This window comes from Belliella baltica DSM 15883, from assembly GCF_000265405.1.
Lineage (GTDB): Bacteria > Bacteroidota > Bacteroidia > Cytophagales > Cyclobacteriaceae > Belliella > Belliella baltica.
Map to the genome: position 1 here is coordinate 3,638,296 of NC_018010.1, position 20,714 is coordinate 3,659,009.

The window sequence follows — 20,714 nt, forward strand, 5'->3', positions numbered from 1 at the left end:
GTACTCTTTCATTTTTTTGATTGGTACAGGCTAGATTAAATATCAAAAGATAACTTAGATAATATAACTTCATCATTCTGGAGCAATACAACTTGCATTAGGTCCATCTTCTGTGATACTTACAAACATACTCCCCTTATCACAATCAATAATAGTAAAGCCAGACTCAGCGCAACAATTAGCAATTGCATCATCAATTAAATCATCATAATCCCCACATGAATACCATATCCCACTACAAGGATAGCCAGCTAAACTTATAACTGTAAATAAGAATACTAATGATAACTTTTTCATAATTCTAAAATTAATGTTAAATAATTGATTAAAAACTTAAAAGTGGCCACTAAATAAGTCTTTCACAAGAAAGAAAGAAAGAAAGAAGCAAGTTTTTAGTTGATTTTTTTTTATAACTAGTTTGAAAATACAAATGATTAAACATCAAACTTCTACAAAATACATTACTAAAATCCACTCTCCTTTAAATTGGCTAAAAGTTTAGAAAGTAACTGATATCTTCAATTTAAGAATTAAATATCTACTCTAATTTTCTCCACCAAAACTTGATTGATTTTTTCGTAAGATTGAAATGTCCATCCAGCGATATGCGGACTGAAAAGTACATTTGGTCTAGCTGCCAAGTTATCAAATTCTCCTTTTTGAACGGCTGAGAAGTTCTTGAACTTTTCATTTTCCAAAACATCCAAAACAGCCCCTCGAAGAATACCTTGATCAAGAGCCAAATTCAATGTTTCAAAGGAAATCACTTCTCCTCTAGCAGTATTGATCAAGTAAATGGGTTTTGAAAAACTTTTTAACAAATCCAAGGTGAAATAATTTCTAGTCTCTACAGTGAGTGGTACATGAATACTAAGAATATCTGCTTCTTGCTGTATTTTTTCAAAAGAACATTCTTTTACAAATGCAGAACCAAAACCCTTTTTATATTTATCATAAGCAAGGAGTTTGACATCGAATCCAAGGAGTTTCCGGGCAAAAGCTTGCCCCATGTTTCCAAATCCAAAGACTCCTACAGTCTTTCCTGCCAATTCCTCTCCTCTGTTTCCTTCCCTATCCCAAATACCATTTCGGACTTCTTGATCTGCTTTGTTAATATGATTAAATAAAGCCAACAGCCCCCCAATCGCATGCTCTCCTACTGCATCCCTGTTTCCTTCAGGAGCATTGAAAAGCTTGATGTTTCTTTCTTCTAAGTATGATAAATCAATCTGATCCAAGCCTGCTCCTGCCCTTCCGATAAATTTTAAGTCGCTCGCTTTTTCTAAAAGTTCCTTATCCATTGGTGTTTTGGATCGGATGATCAAACCCGAATAAGTTGCAATAATTTCCAAGATTTCACCCCTCTTAATCTCAGGCCTATAATCCACCTCAAACCCTTCCTTTTCTAATAATGGAATTATAGAGGGATGCATTTCATCTATGATAAGGATTCTGTTTTTTTGAGACATTTTATTGATTGAAATGATTAAGTTTTTTTATTGTCTTTGTCCAAAACAACAACTAATATGAGCTAACAAATATAGTATTTCGAGGAAAAATCAAAAGTATCATACTACAGTGAGAATTGTATCACCAAAATTATCAATTCTTATTAATTATTTAAACCAACGAAATAAAATGAAACTTACGTTGTACTAAGATTAAAAAAAATCCTCTCTGTCGTATATAAACGTTTATAATTCTTGAGAAAAAAAATAATTAAGTAAATAGTACTGATTTATTAATTGTATTCATAATGAATCGTTTTTTTTAATTTCTAACCAAATTCTAAAGACATGAGTGGAATCAAAAACAGGGTTCAGCTGATCGGTAGATTAGGAGCCAAAGCAGAAATCAATCATTTTGATAGTGGCAAAGTAAAGGCAAACATTCGCTTAGCCACTAATGAAAATTACAGAAATGCTAAAGGGGAAAAAGTAGAGGAAACTACTTGGCATTATGTAACTGCATGGGATGGTGCAGCGACAATACTAGAAAAGTACACCGATAAAGGTTCTGAAATCGGAATCGTTGGTAGATTAAGCAGCAGAAGCTATGAAGATAAGGAAGGCAACAAAAAATATATTACTGAGGTAATCGCAGATGAAATTTTGCTTCTTGGTGAAAAAGTCGCTTCAAACTCTTAATCAAAAATGGGAATGTAGAATTTCAAAATTCAACATTCCCACGATTTTTTAATCATTAAATATCTACATTCTTCTAAGTTCTTTAAACTTTTTCATTTTTCGATATCAAAGACTTATAAATATGAGTATTTTTGGAATTCGAAAAACCTATTAACAACAATGAAAAAAATTGCAGTTTTTACTTCCGGAGGCGATGCGCCGGGCATGAATGCTTGTATCAGGGCTGTAGTACGCACAGCAATTTTTCACGGATTAGAAGTTTATGGAATCACATATGGATATGATGGTATGATTTCAGGAAATATAAAAAAAATGCAATCACATTCTGTCAGTAATATCATCCAAAGGGGGGGCACTATTTTGAAATCTGCGAGAAGTGAGGAATTCATGACCAAAGAGGGAAGAAAAAAAGCCTATGAACAACTAAAAGCTCTAGAAATTGATGGGATTGTGGCCATTGGTGGAGACGGTACTTTTACAGGTGCAAAAATATTCTTTGAAGAATTTGGCATCCCTACTGTTGGATGTCCAGGGACTATTGATAATGATATTTTTGGTACAGATTATACTATTGGTTTCGATACTGCTGTAAATACCGCCTTAGAAGCGATAGATAAAATTAGAGATACCGCAGCTGCTCATGACAGAATATTCTTTGTAGAAGTAATGGGAAGGGATAGCGGATACATAGCAGTTGAATGCGGAATTGGTGGCGGCGCAGAGTTTGTGATGGTACCTGAAACTGAAACAGACCTTAAGAAGGTTGTGAAATCATTAAAAAACCTTAGAAAATCAAAATCATCTAGCATCATCGTCGTAGCTGAGGGAGATGATGAAGGAAATGCTGAAGTAATCATGGATCAAGTAAAGAAAAAAGTCAATGATGAGGATAAAGAATTTAAAGTTACAACCCTTGGTCATATTCAAAGAGGAGGAAACCCAACAGCAAGAGATCGCGTCTTAGCTTCTCGATGCGGTATGGCTGCTGTAGAGGGGTTGATGAATGGTCAATCCAATTGCATGGCTGGAATTGTAAATGGTGATGTAACCTATACTTCATTTGAAGATTGTATAGGTAAAACTAAACCAATCAAAAGTGATCATCTTAAATTAATTGAAATTTTAAGTATTTAATTTAAAAATGGGCTTTATTCCAATATTTATTACTTTAGGTGGTTCAGTCCTGCTTTTTATCTTAGTCGTCAGTCAAGGTATAAAATCCAAAAGATCACAGTTTTCTCAATTCTGTCAACTGACTTGGAAAGGATTAGAAAAATACAACCTTGAAAAAAAAGATGGAAAGAAAGGTTTTGAAGAGCTAAGAAAAAAATTCTTGGAAGCAAAGTCAAAGTTAAATACCGAAGACTTACTCCAATTTGATATTGAAGTTAGAAAACCTTTTCAACAAGCTAAAATAATACAATCACAGCATAATTTATTTATTGCCAAAAAGCCGTATAGTTTCATAGCAAAACTAATGGGCTTTCAAGCAATTTGATTTTGAACAAAAGATTTAATTTCTTCTAGTTGTTCTGGGTGAAACCATGTCCATTCAGGATCCTTCTTAAACCAAGTCAGTTGTCGTTTTGCATACCTCCTTGAGTTCCTTTTCAACAACCTGACAGCTTCTTCTTGATCATATTCGCCTTCTAAATACCTGAATATTTCAGAGTAACCTACTGTTTGTAATGCATTAAGGTGTCGAAATGTAAACAAGGATTTCGCTTCATCAAAAAGTCCCTCTTGTACCATCAAATCCATTCTCAAATCTATTCTTTTGTAAAGTTCCTCACGCGCTCGCTCAAGACCGATTTTTATAATTTGAAAATTTCTTTTCGCCCTTTTCTTCTGACGAAAACTGCTGAATGGTTTGCCAGTACCAAGAAAAACTTCAAGTGCTCTCATCAACCTTTGAGGATTGTTCTTATCAACGCTTTCAAAATACAGCGGATCTATTTTACTCACTTCTTCTTGTAAAAATCCTAGTCCTTTAAGTTGATATTCTTCAATGACTTTTTCTCTAATTGCAGGATCAATTTCTGGAATTTCGTCTAAACCATTACAAACTGCATCAATATAAAGTCCTGAACCTCCAGTCATAATTATAAGCTCATGAATTTGGAAACGATCTTCCAGCAGATTCAAAACATCATTTTCAAATTGTTTGACATCATAATTATCATGAATTGAAAGTGAATTTATAAAATGATGAGGAGCCTTTTTCAATTGTAAATTTGTTGGTTTTGCCGTTCCTAAATCAGTTTCTCTAAAAAATTGTCTGCTATCTGAAGAAATTATTTCTGTATTAAATATTTTAGCTAAATTTATGCATAAATCAGTTTTTCCCACACCAGTTGGTCCAGCTATTACAATTAGATATTTATTTTGCTTCACAGATATGTTTTGTAAATTAATTCTTAACCAAAAGTAAAATTACCAATAATTGTCAATGAAAAGCAAAAAGGTTTTAATCGTGGACGATAATGCTCTTAATAGACGAGTTTTCGAGCACATTATTGGACAAGTTTACATATTTGATATTGCTGAGAATGGAAAAGCGGCAATAGAAAAATTAAAATCAAATCAATTTGATCTGGTTTTAATGGATATTCAAATGCCCGTTATGGATGGAATCTCAGCTTTAGAAATAATCAAGAGAGATCAGATCGCATCATGTCCTATAATCGCTATTTCTGCATATGCTGATCAAAATGATAGAGAATATTTTCTTTCTACAGGATTTGATGATTTCATATCTAAACCTATAAAACCTAAGACTTTTTTAGAAACTATTTCGAATCAAATTGAAAAGAAAGCTGCACTACCATTAATCAAAGAACAAGATGAAATCGTAGATTTAGAATTAGATACTAAAATACTTCTACAACTTTTAAAGTACAATTCACCTGAAAATATAAAGTTGGTGTATGATGAATTCATCGAAGAAGCAGAATCTTTACTTTCAGAGATAGAGCCATTGATACATACCGAAAAAATCAAAGGAATAGGAGATAAACTTCATATTATAAAAGGGAATTCAGGAACACTTGGAGCAATGAAGATTTTTAATTCCGTCAAACAGTTTGAAAAAAACATAAAAAATAACATTTTTGATAATACATTAAAAGAATATTTAACTTTGGTGAAACTAATAGCATCATTTAAAAAACACATAAAAACCATTCAAGCCTTCAATTCATGAACGAAAATAAAAAAGTGTTGGTAGCAGAGGATAGCTCAATAATCATCAATTTAACAAAAAATGTGTTGATGTTTGAAAAATATCACATTACTGCAGTAAAAAATGGACAGCAAGTCCTTGATAAGCTTACCCATGAAGATTTCGACTTGATACTCATGGATATCAACATGCCCGTCATGGATGGTATTGCATGCACAAAAGCCATTAGGATGCTTGATGATGAAAAGAAATCTCAGGTACCAATTATTGCCATCACTGGAAATTACAAAAATTACACCCTTGATGATTTCAAAAAAGCAGGTTTGAACGATTATGTTCAAAAACCGCTTGATTATGATCACCTTTTGGCAACTGTGAAAAAACATTTGAGCTGAGTAATAGTTTCGATTTATGGTTTTAAAGTACACAAAAACCTTTCTTGATAAATTAGAAAACCTGTTTGCTTCTTCCGAATATATCTTAAGATATGAAAAGGGCAGCTTTAAGTCTGGATATTGTATCTTGAAAGAAAATAGAGTGGTCATCATCAATAAATATTATACTCTAGAAGGAAAGATTAATACTTTGATAGACATCATAAAAGAGCTTCAATTCAACCCGAAAAATTTTAAAGATAAAAAAAGCCAAGACTTCTTAGGTGAACTTCAACAAATTGAATTAAAACTTTGAAAGTAACATTTTTAGGAACCGGAACATCCCAAGGCGTACCTGTGATAGGTTGTGATTGTGTAGTTTGTTCTTCATTAGATTTCAGAGACAAAAGACTTAGAAGTTCCATTCATTTAGAAATTGAAGGAAAAAGTCTAGTTATAGATACTGGTCCAGATTTCAGAATGCAGATGCTACGAGAAAAAATCAACCATGTGGATGCGGTTATTTTTACCCATGAACATAAAGATCATACTGCTGGATTGGATGATATCAGGCCATATAATTTTATGCAAAAAAAAGATATGCCTGTTTTTGCTACAAAAAAAGTGCTTAGCCAAATCAAAAGAGAGTTTGCTTACATTTTTGAAGAAGTAAAGTACCCTGGTGTCCCAAAGGTATTGACTCATGAAATTTCCAAAGCTAATCCTTTCGAAGTTGAAGGCATACCTATCACGCCCATTGAGGTAATGCATTACAGATTACCAGTCTTAGGGTTTAGAACAGGAGATTTTACCTACATCACGGATGCCAAAACAATAGCAAAAGAGGAATTAGAGAAAATTAAAGGAACCAAAATTCTGGTCCTAAATGCACTTCAAGCCAGTCATCATATTTCGCATTTCACTCTTGAAGAAGCAATAGAAATGGTTAATTTTCTTAAACCTGAAAAAGCTTTTTTTACGCATATTAGTCACAAATTGGGAGCACATGGCGAAGTTGAAGCGAATTTACCAGCCCATATTAAGTTAGCTTATGATGGCTTAAAAGTGGATATTGCATAATGCATTTCAATTACCATTTCTTAAAATTTCTTTGCCCCGCCTTAGAGACTCGCTTTCTAGGCGCAGAAATAGTTGAATGCTTTTCTCAAAACAAGGATGAGCTGATATTTGGCTTAAGTCTAGATAAAACAAATCTATACATTCAAGCTAATCTCCTACCAAGTATCTCATGCTTGAGTTTTCCAGATGATTTCAAAAGAGGAAAAAGAAATACCGTTTCCCTTTTCCCAGATTTAATCGGTCAAAAGATCAGTCAAGTAAAACCAATTTCTTTCGAGAGAGCATTTGTCATTTATTTGGAAAGTGGTGACAGGATAATATTTAAACTTCATGGAACAAGAAGCAACATACTTTTTTATAAAGGTAGTGAGGAACTACCATATAAAATTTTCAGAAATGAACTAAGAGATGATTGGAATATTCGTCAGGCAGAGCTAGCAAAAGATTTAGATTTGAGCAAAAGCAACTTTTTGGCTTTAGAAGGAAATGCATCTAAATTCCTTCCAACTTTAGGCAAAATACCTAGGGAATGGCTCAAAGAAAAAGGTTATATCGAAACTACTATCGAAGAGAAGTGGACCTTGTTAGAAGAGCTTTTAGATATGTTAGATTCGCCACTTTTTTCAATTGTTGAAAAAGGAAAAGATCATTATTTAAGTCTTTTACCAGAAGAAAAATCAGTTTTACAAACTGATGATCCTATTATCGCAGTCAATACACTTTTTAGATATATTGTTGTTATACAAGCTTTTCAAAGAGAAAAACAACATTGGTTTAAGACTTTCGAAGATCAGAAAAAAAAATCAAGTAACTACATTCAAAAAACTGCTGAAAAGCTTCAAAGTCTTGAATCAGATATTTCTCCTGCCCAATTAGCTGATGTGATAATGGCAAATCTTCATCAGATAGAAAGAAATGCTGAAGAAGTAACACTTTTTAATTTTTATACCAACCAAGATCAACTCGTCAAACTTAAAAGAGGGGTTAGTCCTCAGCTTTTTGCTGAAAATCTTTACCGAAAGTCCAAAAATAGAAAGATTGAGATTGATCAATTGTATCAAAATTTAGAAGATAAAGAAAATCTTCTTGCTAAAACAGAAACTTTAATTGAACAACTTAAAGGTGTTACCGACTTCAGAACTTTAAAAGCATTTGTCAAAGAACACAACTTAATTGCTCAAGAAAAAGATAAGCAAGAACAAATTCCTTTCAAAAGATTTGATGTTGAAGGGTTTGAGGTTTTGGTTGGGAAATCAGCAAAATCAAATGATGAAATGCTGAGATATTTCGCTTGGAAAGAAGACTTATGGCTTCATGCTAAGGATGTTTCTGGATCGCATGTAATTATCAAGCATAAGTCAGGAATAAACTTTCCAAAAACTGTCATCGAAAGAGCTGCAGAACTTGCTGCATACTATTCAAAAAACAAAAGTGAAACATTGGCAGCAGTCATGTACACGCCTGTAAAGTTTGTCAGAAAAGTAAAGGGATCTCCAGCAGGTGCTGTAATGGTGGACAAAGAAAGTGTAGTAATAGTGCCTCCTGTAGGACCAAGAGAATAGAAAAAGCCATCCGATTGGATGGCTCGTATTTTTTAAAAGATTTGAAATTAATCAACCACATGCACTTTTAGCATATTGGTTTTACCTTTTTTCTTCAAAGGCATACTAGCTGTATTGACAATCACATCTCCAACAGTTACATGTCCATCAGCTTTTAGCTGACTTTGAATATCATTGAAAGTAGCATCAGTTGAGACATTACTTTCATAATAATAAGCTCTCACACCCCAAACTAGACTTAATTGAGTAAGTAAAGGGATATTTCTCGTGAACACAAAAATATTTGCGAGAGGTCTATGCGATGCAATCCTAAAACCAGTAAAGCCTGATGAAGTAATCCCAACAATTGCTTTAGCCTTTACATTTCTAGAAAGTCTAGAAGCCATCAGAATTAAGTTATTGGAAAGGAAAGTTTCATCCTCTTCAGGGATTTTATACAAATTGTGATATACATCAGCATTTTGTTCAATATGAGCTATAATGGAGGTCATTGCTTTGACTGCAAAAACCGGAAAATTACCTGATGCTGTTTCTGCAGAAAGCATTACAGCATCCGCACCATCCAACACCGCAGTTGCTACATCATTAGTTTCTGCTCTTGTTGGTCTTGGATTGACAATCATGCTCTCCAACATCTGTGTAGCGATGATAACAGGCTTGCAAGCGAGCTTACATTTCTCTACCATTTTCTTTTGCCATAGTGGTACCATCTGCATAGGGACTTCTACTCCGAGATCTCCTCTAGCCACCATAATTGCATCTGTGGCTGCAATAATTTCATCTATATTTTCAAGCGCTTCAGGCTTTTCAATCTTTGCAACAATTTTACAGACTTTTCCAGCTTTTTCTATTCTACGCCTTAAGTCGTAAATATCCTCTGCATACCTCACAAAAGAAAGCGCTATCCAATCTACTTCATTAGCTAGTCCAAATTCTAGATCCTCTATATCTTTTTCAGTGAGCGAAGGAGCAGAAACGTTGGTATTTGGTAGATTAATTCCCTTTCTAGATTTTAGTATTCCTCCATGAATGACTGTACAATTTACATTTTTTCCATCTGTCGAATTCACTACTAGTTCTAAATTCCCATCATCAATAAGAATTCTATCTCCTGGAACAACATCATTTGGAAGATTTTGATAAACAGTACTTACAAGTGAGGAAGTACCGATCACAGGTTCGTTGGTAATAGTAATCGGGTCTCCTGGAATAATCTCCACACCATTGTCTTGAACCTCTCCCACTCTTATTTTAGGACCTTGAAGATCTTGAAGAATTCCAATGGACAATTTATTTTCTTTGTTGATTTTTCGGATCATACTGATGACCTTGGCATGTCCTTCATGATTTCCGTGTGAAAAATTTAATCGAAATACATTTGCCCCAGCTTTAGAAAGGTTGAGCAATGTTTCTTCGTTGTTAGAGGCTGGGCCTACTGTAGCCAAAATCTTTGTTTTATTAAAGATAGGTACACTCATGGGTAATTTTCGTTTTAATAGGTTAACAGGTTTTCTTTAGATTTTATCTTATTTACGTCTAATCTAACTACGTTTTGGATAAAATTACTTTTTGAAAGTTGCTCAATATAAGCATAAATATTCAGATCAAATGTAAGGTCCTGCATCAGCAGGAAGTAATCCATGATTTTGAGTTCCGGTATCAAGTAATGAACATTTCCATTTTCATTAAAAGATCTGTTTTTGAGAAGTTGTATGTAACCATGGTCTTTCTCAATAATAAATTGAGAAATTTTCAAAGCAGAATCATCGAGGAAATGAAGCTCAAAATCCTTGGTTTTGACAAGCCTAATATTCAGACAATTGTTGATCACCCAAGCCATTTTATAGTCTTTAATGGGCGCCACAAAGCCTAAAAGATCGAATTCGTAAAGATTATCAACTAGTAACTTTGATTTCTTCATTCAGGAAGAATTTTGAAAAACAAAGTTAAAAATATTCCTTCAAACTCAAGGACGAAACAGAATATCTTGAATTTAGTTGCCTATTTTTTTTGGCAATAAGGTTTTAAATATATTTCTTTGCGAAGTGTTTTAATATAAACTAATCACAAAATGTCTGAAATTGCACAAAAAGTAAAAGCCATTATCGTTGATAAGTTAGGCGTAGAAGAATCTGAAGTAACTCCTGAGGCTAGCTTCACAAATGATTTAGGTGCTGACTCTCTTGATACAGTAGAGCTCATCATGGAATTCGAAAAAGAATTCAACATTTCTATTCCAGATGACCAAGCCGAACAAATCGGTACAGTTGGTCAGGCAGTTAGCTATCTGGAAGCAAACGTAAAATAAAATAATCACTTAAAATTCATTTATGAATTTAAGAAGAGTTGTAGTAACAGGTATGGGTGCCCTTACACCAATAGGCAAAACTGTCCCAGAATTTTGGGATGGTCTGATTAATGGTGTGAGTGGTGCTGGGCCTATTACTAGATTCGATGCTTCTCTTTTCAAAACTCAATTTGCGTGTGAAATCAAAGATTTTAACGTAGAAGACTATTTGGATCGTAAAGAAGCTAGAAAAATGGACCCTTTCACGCAGTATGCAATGATTGCGGTAGATGAGGCCATGAAAGATTCAGGACTTGATCTTGAAACTATCAACTTACACAGAGCAGGTGTAATATGGGGTTCAGGTATTGGTGGGCTTAAAACCTTCCAAGATGAAGTTGTCGATTTCGCCAACGGAGATGGAACACCTAGATTCAATCCTTTCTTCATCCCTAAGATGATTGCTGACATTAGTGCAGGCTTTCTTTCCATTAAATATGGATTTAAAGGTCCAAACTTCGTAACAGTATCAGCTTGTGCTTCTGGAACAAACGCTCTGATTGATGCATTCAATTACATCAGATTGGGCAAAGCGGATATATTTATATCTGGAGGTTCAGAAGCAGCGGTGACTGAAGCAGGAATCGGTGGCTTTAATGCCATGAAAGCACTTTCTCAAAGAAATGATGATCCGCAAACAGCATCAAGACCCTTTGACAATGATAGAGATGGATTTGTCTTGGGTGAAGGTGCAGGAGCGATTATTCTTGAAGAATATGATCATGCGAAAGCTCGAGGTGCAAAAATCTACGCTGAGTTAGTAGGTGGTGGAATGACAGCAGATGCTTATCATATTACAGCTCCGCACCCAGATGGGGAGGGTGCTGCTAACGTGATGAAGTTTGCTCTTGAAGATGCCAATCTGCATCCAGAAAATATTGATTATGTCAATGTACATGGTACTTCTACCCCTCTTGGGGATGTGAGTGAAGTGAAAGCGATCCAAAAAGTATTTGGTGAGCACGCTTACAAACTAAATATAAGCAGTACTAAATCTATGACAGGTCATCTTTTGGGAGCAGCAGGTGCCATTGAAGCAATTGCTTCCATCCTTTCTGTCAAAAACAATATTGTCCCTCCTACCATCAATCATTTCACTGATGATGAAAACTTGGATAGCAAATTGAATTTGACTTTCAACAAGGCTCAAAAAAGAGAAGTTAGAGCTGCTTTAAGTAATACTTTTGGATTTGGTGGACATAATTGTTCTATCATTTTCAAAAAAATCGAAGAGTAAATTGAGACTATCGCGTTTACTCAGATTTCAAGCACTTCTTTATAATAAAAATGAAAAAAGGCTTGCTGCCGCCGTAAAACATATGGTCGGTAGCAAGCCTTTTAATTTATCCCTCTACAAGCTAGCAATCAAGCATGTTTCCGTTGCAGACGAATATATCAACGGATTAAAAATTTCTAACGAACGATTAGAATTTCTTGGAGATGCGGTATTGGGCACCATAGTAGCAGAATTTTTATTCCTCAAATTCCCTTATAGAGACGAGGGTTTTCTTACCGAAACACGATCTCGAATTGTAAATCGGGAAGCTCTCAATCAAATCGCAATGAAAATTGGGTTGAGTAAGCTAATCAATGATGAAATGCGAGGAAAAAACGTAAGTTCCCACAAATCTATCTATGGAGATACATTGGAAGCTTTAGTTGGTGCTGTTTATTTGGACAGAGGTTATTCATTTACTAAAACTTTTATTCTGAAAAGAATTATCATCCATTTCGATGTAGATGACATTATCAATACTACGAATAACTTTAAAAGTAAATTGATAGAATGGTCTCAGAAAGAAGGGAAAGAAATTGATTTTAACTTAGTGTCCGTTTCTGGAAGTCAAAGATTCAAAGAGTTTTTGGTAGAAATTAAACTCAAAGAAGAAATTATAGCAGAAGGAAAAGGAGCTACAAAGAAAAAAGCTGAACAAGAAGCTTCCAAAAACGCATGTGAAAAACTAAATATCCCTATTTAGAACACTATCTTTGACTTTGATGTTTTTAAGATTCAATTTTACCCTATGTCAAGTTTAAAAATCGCCTGTGCTACTGTCAATCAAACTCCTTTGGATTGGACGGGAAATCTTAGAAATATCATCAATGCCATTGAAAATGCTCAGAAACCTAAAGTTGATTTACTTTGTTTCCCAGAATTGGCCATTACTGGATATGGTAGTGAAGATTTATATTTAAGCTATTGGTATCCACAAAAAGCACTCAAACAACTTGAGAAATTAATTCCATTTTGTAAGGGAATTACTGTTGCCGTGGGTCTTCCTGTGCGAATCCAAGAAAAGGTTTACAATTGCATGGCTATTATCGAAAATGCTGAATTGAAAGCATTTGTAGCTAAGCAGTTCATGGCTATTGATGGTGTTCATTATGAATTTAGATGGTTTACTCCATGGAACGCAAACGAGGTAATCAACTTTGATTTTTTTGGTCAACCTATTCCTCTTGGAGATATTGTCTTTTCAAAAAATAGCGTCAGTTATGGATTTGAGATCTGTGAAGATGCCTGGCGAGGTGACTTGAGACCAGGATATCGATTAAAGGAAAGAAATATTGATGTAATTTTCAACCCGAGTGCAAGTCATTTTGCTATGGGAAAAAGTAGCCAAAGAGAAGACTTAGTCAGAAACTCTTCTACTCTTCTCAATGCAACATACTTTTACATTAATCTTCTCGGGAATGAAACCGGTAAAATGATCTTTGATGGAGAAATTCTCGTCGCAAAAAATGGCGAACTCCTTTTAAAAAATGAAATTCTATCTTTCGCTGATTTTCAAGTCCGCACGTTTGACTATGATAAAAACCGAGGTAGGTATCCAGTTATACAAAGTCAACATATCAAAAATGAAGAATTTGTCAAAGCGGCATCCTTAGGTTTATTTGACTATATGCGGAAAAGTAGAAGCCAAGGCTTTGTACTGTCTTTGAGCGGTGGTGCTGACTCCTCCTCTATAGCTATTCTTGTGGCAGAAATGGTCAGGAGAGGCATAAAAGAACTTGGCGTTACTCCATTTTTAAAAAAATTAGGTTTAGTGTACATTCCTCAAACAGAGCATCCTGAAAAGGAAATTTTAAGAGAAATATTTACAACAGCATATCAAGCCTCAGATAACTCCTCTTACGCTACTTTCCAAAGTGCCAAATCTCTTGCAGAAAGTATTGGAGCTAAATTTTACAATTGGGAGATTTCTGATGAAGTAAAGTCATATACTGAAAAAATTGAAAAGGCTCTCGGAAGAAAACTCACCTGGGAAAAAGATGATCTTGCTTTACAAAATATTCAAGCCAGGTCAAGGTCACCAATCATTTGGATGCTAGCTAATATCCAAAGCGCATTGCTACTCACCACTTCTAATAGAAGTGAAGGTGACGTAGGATATACAACCATGGATGGTGACACAAGCGGGAGCATTTCGCCAATAGCATCAGTTGACAAGAATTTTATTTTGCAATGGCTCAAATGGGCTGAAATAGAGTTGGGGTACAATGGGTTGAAAAACGTAAATGCACTTCAGCCAACCGCCGAGTTAAGGCCAAATGAAAATCATCAAACAGATGAACAAGACTTGATGCCCTATTCGGTAATAGTAGAAATCGAAAAGCTCGCAATTCGTGATAGAAGATCTCCATTAGATATTTACTATATATTAAAAGAGGAATTGGGTATCGATTCAGATATTTTAAAAAATTACATAAAAAAATTCTTCCGACTTTGGGCGAGAAATCAATGGAAAAGAGAGCGTCTTGCACCCGCCTTTCATCTAGACGAGTTTAGCGTTGATCCAAAATCATGGTGTAGATTCCCTATATTATCAGGAGGGTTTGAAGAAGAATTAAAGTCACTTGAAGGAGAATAGAACGAAAACAAAACCATCAATTCTGGTGATCAAGTGAAATTAATTAAATATTTTTCAAGAGTGTTAATGAATATTGACATATTTGAATTAGTAAAAATAGAAATATGATAGAAGGATTATTAAGTTATGTAGTATGGAGTCCAGATCCTGCTGTTTTTTCAGGATTTGAGAGATTGAGATGGTACAGTTTATTTTTTGCACTAGGCTTTATCATCTCCCAGCAAATCATGGTTTATATCTTCAGAAAAGAAGGTCAAAATGAAGAATTGGTGGATAAATTAACTATCTACATGGTACTAGCCACAATCATTGGTGCTAGACTTGGGCACGTTCTCTTCTATGAACCTGAAAAATATCTCAGCAATCCAATTGATATACTAAAAGTCTGGGAAGGTGGTCTTGCAAGTCACGGAGCTGCCATCGCAATTTTAATCGTTCTTTACATGTACTCCAAAAAGACGCCTGGACAATCTTATCTCTGGGTAGTAGATCGAATTGTAATTGTAGTTGCTATGACTGCAGTTTTGATTAGACTTGGAAATTTAATGAATTCTGAAATTGGAGGTAAAGAAACAGGAACTGATAATGGTTTTGTGTTTGCGAGAGATACTGAAGATGCTTTAACATCATTACGGATTCCAATTATCGACGTAAGTGCTTACAAACCCCATGAAAGAGCAAGCGAATTGATTGGAAATGGTATCGTGCCTGTAAACTTTGACATTAAGATCGAGAAGGGAGGATTTGAAGTTGAAGATTTGAAAAAAGTGATAGAAACTGATGTCAAGTATGTTTTCACGAATTTTAGAAGTTCTCAAAAATACTTAGCAGAAGACCCAAATACTGATTTAAAATACGAACTGCTCGACAAAGGCGACCACTACCTCGCTATCGTTCAGACTTATGGCAAGGCTAGATATCCAACCCAAATTTATGAATCTTTAACTTATTTAGTGATTTTCATTGTATTGTTGATGTTGTGGATCAAATACAAATCAAGATTACCTGACGGTCTTTTACTAGGGCTATTCCTTATATCTCTATTTGGAATGCGTTTCGTATGGGAATACTTCAAAGAGAATCAAGTTGATTTTGAAGAAGGTTTATCTTTAAACATGGGACAATCACTGAGTATCCCACTTGTCATTGGTGGTATTATACTAGTTTATCTTGCCTCCAAAAAAGGATTGAAACCAATAAAAGAATAAAAATTATGGAACAGGGTCATGTCCATGACCTCCCCAAGGGTGGCAGCTTGCTATTCGTTTGATTCCAAGCCAGCCACCCTTGAAAACACCATGTTTTAAAATCGCATCTTTCATATAAGTACTGCAAGTAGGCGTATATCTACAAGTGGCAGGAAAAAGAGGTGAAATCAAGTATTGATAAATCAATACGGGGAAAATCGCTATTTTTCTAATAAATGTTCTCAAAGTAAATTTCTGGATTGCAAATTTAAAGTTAAACATCAATAAGCTTTAAAATAATTCATTATTGATGTTAGTTCTAATTAATTCTTAAAATATCAAGTTATGAAACGGTTTTATCCTATTGATAGCTTATATTTCTGATTGAAAGTAAAGCCAACAGTAAATTGAAAAAGCAATTCCTTATCATCATTACGTCGATATTTTTAGGACAGGGAGTATTGCTTAATACTCCCATAAAAGCTCAAGATACAGATTCATTATTTTTTGAGGATTCGATTCTTGATGTTCCTCAAACAGTAACGATTAACAATATTTTTATTATAGGAAATCAAAAAACCAGAAAGAATATCATTCTGAGAGAGTTAAACTTTAGTTCTGGAATTTCCTATGACTGGGAAGATTTGATTATGATCCTTGCAGCTGACCAAAAAAAGATTTTTAATCTTCAGCTATTCAATAGTGTGGAAATTACTCCACTTCTAACTGGGGAAGAACAGATTGAAATTCTTATTACTGTAGATGAAAGAAGATATTTTATTCCTTCAATTATATTTGAATTAGCCGATAGAAATTTTTCAGAATGGTGGACCAACCAAAATAGAAGTCTAAAAAGAGTGAATTATGAAGCAAGATTCTATCACAATAATGTTGGAGGAAGAAATGAAAAAATGAGACTAAGTGCTCAGTTTGGTTTTACACAAGCATTTGATTTAAGATATAGCTTTCCCTACATTGATAGAAATCAAAAACATGGACTCACAACTCAAGTTTCTTATCTCACAAACAAAACTATCTCTGTACGATCCGCAGAAAACAAGCAAGTTTTCTTTACCAACGAGAACGAAGATGTTTTGCGAAGACTTTTTTCTTTATTTGGAAGATATAGCTATCGAGGAAGTTTTTATAATTTTCATTTTATCACCATGGGCTTTAATAATATTCAAATAAATGAAGATGTTCTTACCCAAAATGAAAATTATTTTCTACACAATGACACCAATTTACGTTATTTTCTAGCTAGCTATAGTTTTCGACATGATAGAAGAAACTACAACTCCTACCCGACTAATGGCGCATTATTGGATTTAGGTATAACAAAATATGGCTTATTTGGATCAGATGATTTCAAAGATTGGGAATTTACAGGAATTGCTAGCAGGTACTTTCCTATAAATAATAAAGTTCATTTTGCTAGTAGCTTATATGTCAATGCTTTTGCTGGCAAAAGACAGCCATTTACATCAGTAAGAGGGGTTGGATACAACCCAAATTTCATAAGAGGCTATGAATTAAATGTGATAGAAGGGCAGCAATCTGCTGTCCATAAAAATAGTGTGAGGTACAACTTACTAGATTTGGAATATGATATTTCTAATATTTCACCCATTAGTGGATTTACAAATTTCCCTATAAAGCTCTATTTCAGTGCAAACTTTGATCATGGTTATGTTAATGATAGAAATAGGATCCCTGAAAACCTTCGCCTTACAAATAAGTACCTTTTTGGGTATGGACCAGGTTTAGATCTAGTTATTTTTTATGATCTAGTATTTAGGTTCGAATACTCCAGAAACAATCAAAATGAAGGGAATTTCTTCATCAACTTCGAAGCACCATTTTAATCAAAATTTTATTTTTGCTACTCCCTCTCTCAAAAATAGTTTCAGATTTTTAATTTAAACGTTTAAATTAAGGTTCAGACTTTACTTTTCTTGAGGAAAATTTTAAATTAAAGATTGTTTTTACAATCTAACTTTTTTCAAATGAGCAGATTTTGGATACCTACTCTTTTTATACTTCTTCCGATTTTTGGTCTATATGCACAGGGAGGTATAGAAACACTCCCACGTGGCGCAAGAAGCATGGGACTCGGAAATGCAAGTCTTACTCTTTCTGATTCTTGGTCAATATTTAACAACATTGGTGCATTAGGCAGACTGACGAGCTCATCAATCATGGCAGGATATGACCATCGCTTCAACCTTAATGAACTTACAACTATTTCAGCAGCTGCGGTTATTCATTCTGAAAGCTTTCAATATGGATTGAGTTTATCAAGTTATGGAGATGAACATTTTAATCAGAGTAATATTGGATTGGGAATAGCAAATCAACTAGGGATAGCTAGTTTAGGATTAAAAATCAACTATTTTCAAACCAATATAGAAGGTTTTGGAAGGGCTGCTGCCTCAGTAATTGAATTTGGTGGAGTTGCTGAATTGGGGCCAAATTTATTTTTTGGGGCACATATTTATAATCTCACCAACGCAAAAATCGGTGGCAACTCAGAAGACAGAATTCCAACAGTAGTCAAATCCGGTATCTCATATCGACCAACTGAAAAACTAATGGTCAATATTGAGGCCGAAAAAGACATTTTGCTGCCGCCAATGATCAAATTAGGTATTGAATACAATCTGAAAGATAGGCTTTGGCTAAGAAGTGGTATCAATACTTATCCGAGTAACTTGTTTTTTGGGATAGGTTTTCGACCTAGAAATTTTGTCATTGATTACGCTATGACTCAAAGTCAATTTCTGGGCAACACACATCATTTTTCTTTTGGCTATTTATTTCAAAAGAAATGAAAAAATGGATTTGCACATATCTTTTCTTCATTTTTTGGACATCCTTAGTTGCCCAAACCTACAGAAAGGATGAAATCAATATTGAAAAATTGATTGAAGAACTTTTTGCCATGCAGCAAGATGATGTGGATTTTGAAAATATGTACGAAGGCTTATTGCAGGTCTTTCTAAATCCAATTCACCTTAATAAAGCTACTCAAGAAGAGTTAAAGTCAATCTATATTTTAAATCCTTATCAAATCAATTCGTTTTTTGAGTATAAAGCAGCTTTTGGCAATTTCATTTCCATCTATGAATTGCAGGCAATTCCAGGTTTTGACTTGCAAACAATCTATAAGCTACTTCCTTTTGTGACTTTAGAAGATGGCTCTGACTATGGCAATCGCTCTTTTTGGAAAAGAGTAGTCAATGAAAGGGACGCCTATTTCATTTTCAGGCAAAATAGAGTTTGGGAAACACGACGTGGATTTACAGCTCCAGACACTTTGAGTAATGGTCGCGTTACAAGTAGATATTTGGGCGATCCAAACAATCTTTATGGCAGATTTAGGATTCAGCATAGTAAGGATTACAGTTTGGGTTTTACGATTGACAAAGATCCTGGAGAGCAATTTATTTGGGATCCAGATACGAAAAGGTATGGGTTCAATTTTTTCTCCTATCACTTTACGCTTTACAATCAAAAAAAATGGAAGACCATCACTGCAGGAGATTTTCAAGCTCAATTTGGTCAAGGATTAGTCTATGGTGCAGGTTTTTCAGTAGGAAAAGGTGCTGAAACAATCACCACTATCCGTAGGAGCAGCATAGGACTTCGTCCCTATACAGGAGCGATGGAATTTGGTTTTTTTCGTGGATTGGGGTTAACTTATCAGCAAAAAAACATTGACATCAGCTTGATTGCTTCGCATGCTCCTAGAGATGGTAATGTGCAAGTTGCATTAGATACACTTGAACAAGAAGAAATCTTCATCTCTTCTTTGCAACTTTCGGGACTGCATAGAACACCAACAGAAACCGCCTACAAAGATCAAGTAAGAGAAAGTAATTTTGGAGGAAATATCCAATTCAACAGTCTAAACAAGCAATTTCAAATAGGCCTCAATTCTCTTTATACAAGATTCAATCAACCCTTTGTACGAAATCCTCAGATTTATAATCAGTTTGAATTCTCTGGCCAAGAAAACCATATTCATAGTGGATACTTTTCTTACAATATTCAGAATTACTTTCTCTTTGGAGAAACTGCCATATCTAAAAGTGGCGGCATGGGAAGTGTCTTGGGAGTGATGAGTAGTTTGAGTCGATCAGTAGATTTATCACTTCTCTGGAGAAAATTCGATAGAAATTTCCATACTTTTTATGGCAATTCATTTTCTGAAAATACACGCCCTATCAACGAAGAAGGAATATATCTTGGGTTAAACTTTCGACCAAATATTAAATACAATTGGTCAATATATTATGATCAATTCAAATTTCCTTGGATAAAATTCAGAACTTACTCACCTTCAAAAGGCTATGAGTGGTTGACTAGATTTACGTATCGTCCTTCCAAAGCTGTACTTTTATTTTTTCAATTTCGTGAAGAATCTAAAGCTAGAAACATAAGTGAGACAGAAAACTTCCAATCTACCTATCAAATTTCTCAAGGTAAAAAATGGAATTATGTGGCGAATCTAGATTTTAAAATAAATGAATATTGGAGTTTGAAATCTAGAGTGATGGGTAGTCGTTTTGAATTCAACAACCAAATCACCAAAGGATTTGCGATCAGTCAGGATTTAAATGCTGACTTTCAAAAATGGAGAGTTTCTATGCGATTTGTGCTATTCGATACGGATGATTATGATAACAGACAATACATTTACGAAAGAAATGTACTTTGGGCATTTTCTATTCCCGCACTTCAGGGACAAGGACTTAGATATTATACTTTGGCACAATATCAAATAAATCAAAAACTGACCTTGTGGGCGAGATTTTCCAGAACAATTTACACCGATCGGGAAGTCATTGGATCAGGTCTTCAATCTATTCAAGGAAATCGACAAACTGAAACTATTTTTCAATTGAGATATCAATTTAACCGATAATTTCCATAATCGGTAAGTGTGGCTCTACTTCATTTTG

General features: G+C 34.5%; 22 protein-coding genes. 16 read left to right on the plus strand and 6 right to left on the minus strand.

From position 1 onward, the window contains the following. Positions 1-72: 72 nt before the first annotated feature. Together BELBA_RS16480 and BELBA_RS16485 are read right to left on the minus strand one after the other, a co-directional pair. On the minus strand, positions 73-297 hold the full coding sequence (locus BELBA_RS16480) for a hypothetical protein (protein WP_014773811.1): 225 nt from the start codon (positions 295-297) through the stop codon (positions 73-75). Positions 298-530: 233 nt separating this feature from the next. Next, positions 531-1,469: a 2-hydroxyacid dehydrogenase gene (locus BELBA_RS16485; protein ID WP_014773812.1), complete on the minus strand. Its 939-nt coding sequence runs from the start codon at positions 1,467-1,469 to the stop codon at positions 531-533. Positions 1,470-1,796: 327 nt separating this feature from the next. Between BELBA_RS16485 and BELBA_RS16490 the strand changes: the two genes are divergently transcribed. The 3 genes from BELBA_RS16490 to BELBA_RS16500 all read left to right on the plus strand — a co-directional run bounded on the left by BELBA_RS16490 (position 1,797) and on the right by BELBA_RS16500 (position 3,645). Continuing rightward, positions 1,797-2,147, plus strand: a complete 351-nt coding sequence (locus BELBA_RS16490; RefSeq protein ID WP_014773813.1) for a single-stranded DNA-binding protein — start codon at positions 1,797-1,799, stop codon at positions 2,145-2,147. Positions 2,148-2,306: 159 nt separating this feature from the next. Further along, positions 2,307-3,281 carry a 6-phosphofructokinase gene (pfkA, locus tag BELBA_RS16495; RefSeq protein WP_014773814.1) on the plus strand — a complete coding sequence of 325 codons (975 nt, stop codon included), beginning with the start codon at positions 2,307-2,309 and terminating at the stop codon, positions 3,279-3,281. 7 nt (positions 3,282-3,288) lie between these two features. After that, the gene (locus BELBA_RS16500; RefSeq protein WP_014773815.1) at positions 3,289-3,645 is read left to right on the plus strand and encodes a hypothetical protein; all 357 of its coding nucleotides are present in this window, start codon (positions 3,289-3,291) and stop codon (positions 3,643-3,645) included. Here BELBA_RS16500 and miaA read toward each other — a convergent pair. Next, entirely contained in the window at positions 3,633-4,541 is a 909-nt protein-coding gene (gene miaA, locus BELBA_RS16505) for a tRNA (adenosine(37)-N6)-dimethylallyltransferase MiaA (protein ID WP_014773816.1), read from the minus strand. The two genes, BELBA_RS16500 and miaA, sit on opposite strands and share 13 nt — an antisense overlap. A gap of 55 nt (positions 4,542-4,596) precedes the next feature. Between miaA and BELBA_RS16510 the strand changes: the two genes are divergently transcribed. The 5 genes from BELBA_RS16510 (at position 4,597) to BELBA_RS16530 (ending at position 8,344) form a co-directional block, all read left to right on the plus strand. Further along, a complete protein-coding gene (locus tag BELBA_RS16510) occupies positions 4,597-5,349 on the plus strand; it encodes a response regulator (protein WP_014773817.1) in 753 nt (250 codons plus the stop codon). Continuing rightward, positions 5,346-5,723: a response regulator gene (locus BELBA_RS16515; protein WP_014773818.1), complete on the plus strand. Its 378-nt coding sequence runs from the start codon at positions 5,346-5,348 to the stop codon at positions 5,721-5,723. Before BELBA_RS16510 ends, BELBA_RS16515 begins: the two co-directional genes overlap by 4 nt. A 16-nt stretch (positions 5,724-5,739) precedes the next feature. Next, the gene (locus BELBA_RS16520) at positions 5,740-6,018 is read left to right on the plus strand and encodes a hypothetical protein (protein ID WP_014773819.1); all 279 of its coding nucleotides are present in this window, start codon (positions 5,740-5,742) and stop codon (positions 6,016-6,018) included. Continuing rightward, positions 6,015-6,782: an MBL fold metallo-hydrolase gene (locus BELBA_RS16525; protein ID WP_014773820.1), complete on the plus strand. Its 768-nt coding sequence runs from the start codon at positions 6,015-6,017 to the stop codon at positions 6,780-6,782. The genes BELBA_RS16520 and BELBA_RS16525 overlap by 4 nt, the downstream gene beginning before the upstream one ends. Positions 6,783-6,955: 173 nt before the next feature. After that, the gene (locus BELBA_RS16530) at positions 6,956-8,344 is read left to right on the plus strand and encodes an NFACT RNA binding domain-containing protein (RefSeq protein ID WP_245531090.1); all 1,389 of its coding nucleotides are present in this window, start codon (positions 6,956-6,958) and stop codon (positions 8,342-8,344) included. A 47-nt stretch (positions 8,345-8,391) separates the two neighbouring features. Here the strand turns inward: BELBA_RS16530 and pyk are convergent, their stop codons facing one another. After that, positions 8,392-9,822: a pyruvate kinase gene (gene pyk / locus BELBA_RS16535; RefSeq protein WP_014773822.1), complete on the minus strand. Its 1,431-nt coding sequence runs from the start codon at positions 9,820-9,822 to the stop codon at positions 8,392-8,394. A gap of 14 nt (positions 9,823-9,836) precedes the next feature. Further along, complete coding sequence (locus BELBA_RS16540) at positions 9,837-10,265, minus strand: IPExxxVDY family protein (RefSeq protein ID WP_014773823.1); 429 nt, start codon at positions 10,263-10,265, stop codon at positions 9,837-9,839. Positions 10,266-10,415: 150 nt separating this feature from the next. Here BELBA_RS16540 and BELBA_RS16545 point away from each other — a divergent pair, with 150 nt between their 5' ends. From BELBA_RS16545 to BELBA_RS16565, 5 genes are all read left to right on the plus strand, one after another. Then, entirely contained in the window at positions 10,416-10,652 is a 237-nt protein-coding gene (locus BELBA_RS16545) for an acyl carrier protein (RefSeq protein ID WP_010855324.1), read from the plus strand. A 22-nt stretch (positions 10,653-10,674) separates the two neighbouring features. Further along, complete coding sequence (gene fabF / locus BELBA_RS16550) at positions 10,675-11,928, plus strand: beta-ketoacyl-ACP synthase II (RefSeq protein ID WP_014773824.1); 1,254 nt, start codon at positions 10,675-10,677, stop codon at positions 11,926-11,928. Position 11,929: 1 nt separating this feature from the next. Then, positions 11,930-12,670, plus strand: coding sequence for a ribonuclease III (gene rnc / locus BELBA_RS16555; RefSeq protein WP_014773825.1), 741 nt, complete (start codon positions 11,930-11,932; stop codon positions 12,668-12,670). A 45-nt stretch (positions 12,671-12,715) separates the two neighbouring features. Beyond that, positions 12,716-14,563: an NAD(+) synthase gene (nadE, locus tag BELBA_RS16560; RefSeq protein ID WP_014773826.1), complete on the plus strand. Its 1,848-nt coding sequence runs from the start codon at positions 12,716-12,718 to the stop codon at positions 14,561-14,563. A gap of 104 nt (positions 14,564-14,667) precedes the next feature. After that, positions 14,668-15,771, plus strand: coding sequence for a prolipoprotein diacylglyceryl transferase (locus BELBA_RS16565; RefSeq protein ID WP_014773827.1), 1,104 nt, complete (start codon positions 14,668-14,670; stop codon positions 15,769-15,771). Between the two features lie 3 nt (positions 15,772-15,774). On the opposite strand, the gene yidD is transcribed toward BELBA_RS16565, so the two are convergent. After that, on the minus strand, positions 15,775-16,032 hold the full coding sequence (yidD, locus tag BELBA_RS16570) for a membrane protein insertion efficiency factor YidD (protein ID WP_014773828.1): 258 nt from the start codon (positions 16,030-16,032) through the stop codon (positions 15,775-15,777). A gap of 125 nt (positions 16,033-16,157) precedes the next feature. Between yidD and BELBA_RS16575 the strand changes: the two genes are divergently transcribed. The 3 genes from BELBA_RS16575 to BELBA_RS16585 all read left to right on the plus strand — a co-directional run bounded on the left by BELBA_RS16575 (position 16,158) and on the right by BELBA_RS16585 (position 20,677). Next, complete coding sequence (locus tag BELBA_RS16575; protein WP_014773829.1) at positions 16,158-17,615, plus strand: BamA/TamA family outer membrane protein; 1,458 nt, start codon at positions 16,158-16,160, stop codon at positions 17,613-17,615. 141 nt (positions 17,616-17,756) lie between these two features. Beyond that, positions 17,757-18,581, plus strand: a complete 825-nt coding sequence (locus tag BELBA_RS16580) for a PorV/PorQ family protein (protein ID WP_014773830.1) — start codon at positions 17,757-17,759, stop codon at positions 18,579-18,581. Next, the gene (locus BELBA_RS16585) at positions 18,578-20,677 is read left to right on the plus strand and encodes a ComEA family DNA-binding protein (RefSeq protein WP_014773831.1); all 2,100 of its coding nucleotides are present in this window, start codon (positions 18,578-18,580) and stop codon (positions 20,675-20,677) included. Before BELBA_RS16580 ends, BELBA_RS16585 begins: the two co-directional genes overlap by 4 nt. The last annotated feature ends 37 nt before the right edge of the window (positions 20,678-20,714 follow it).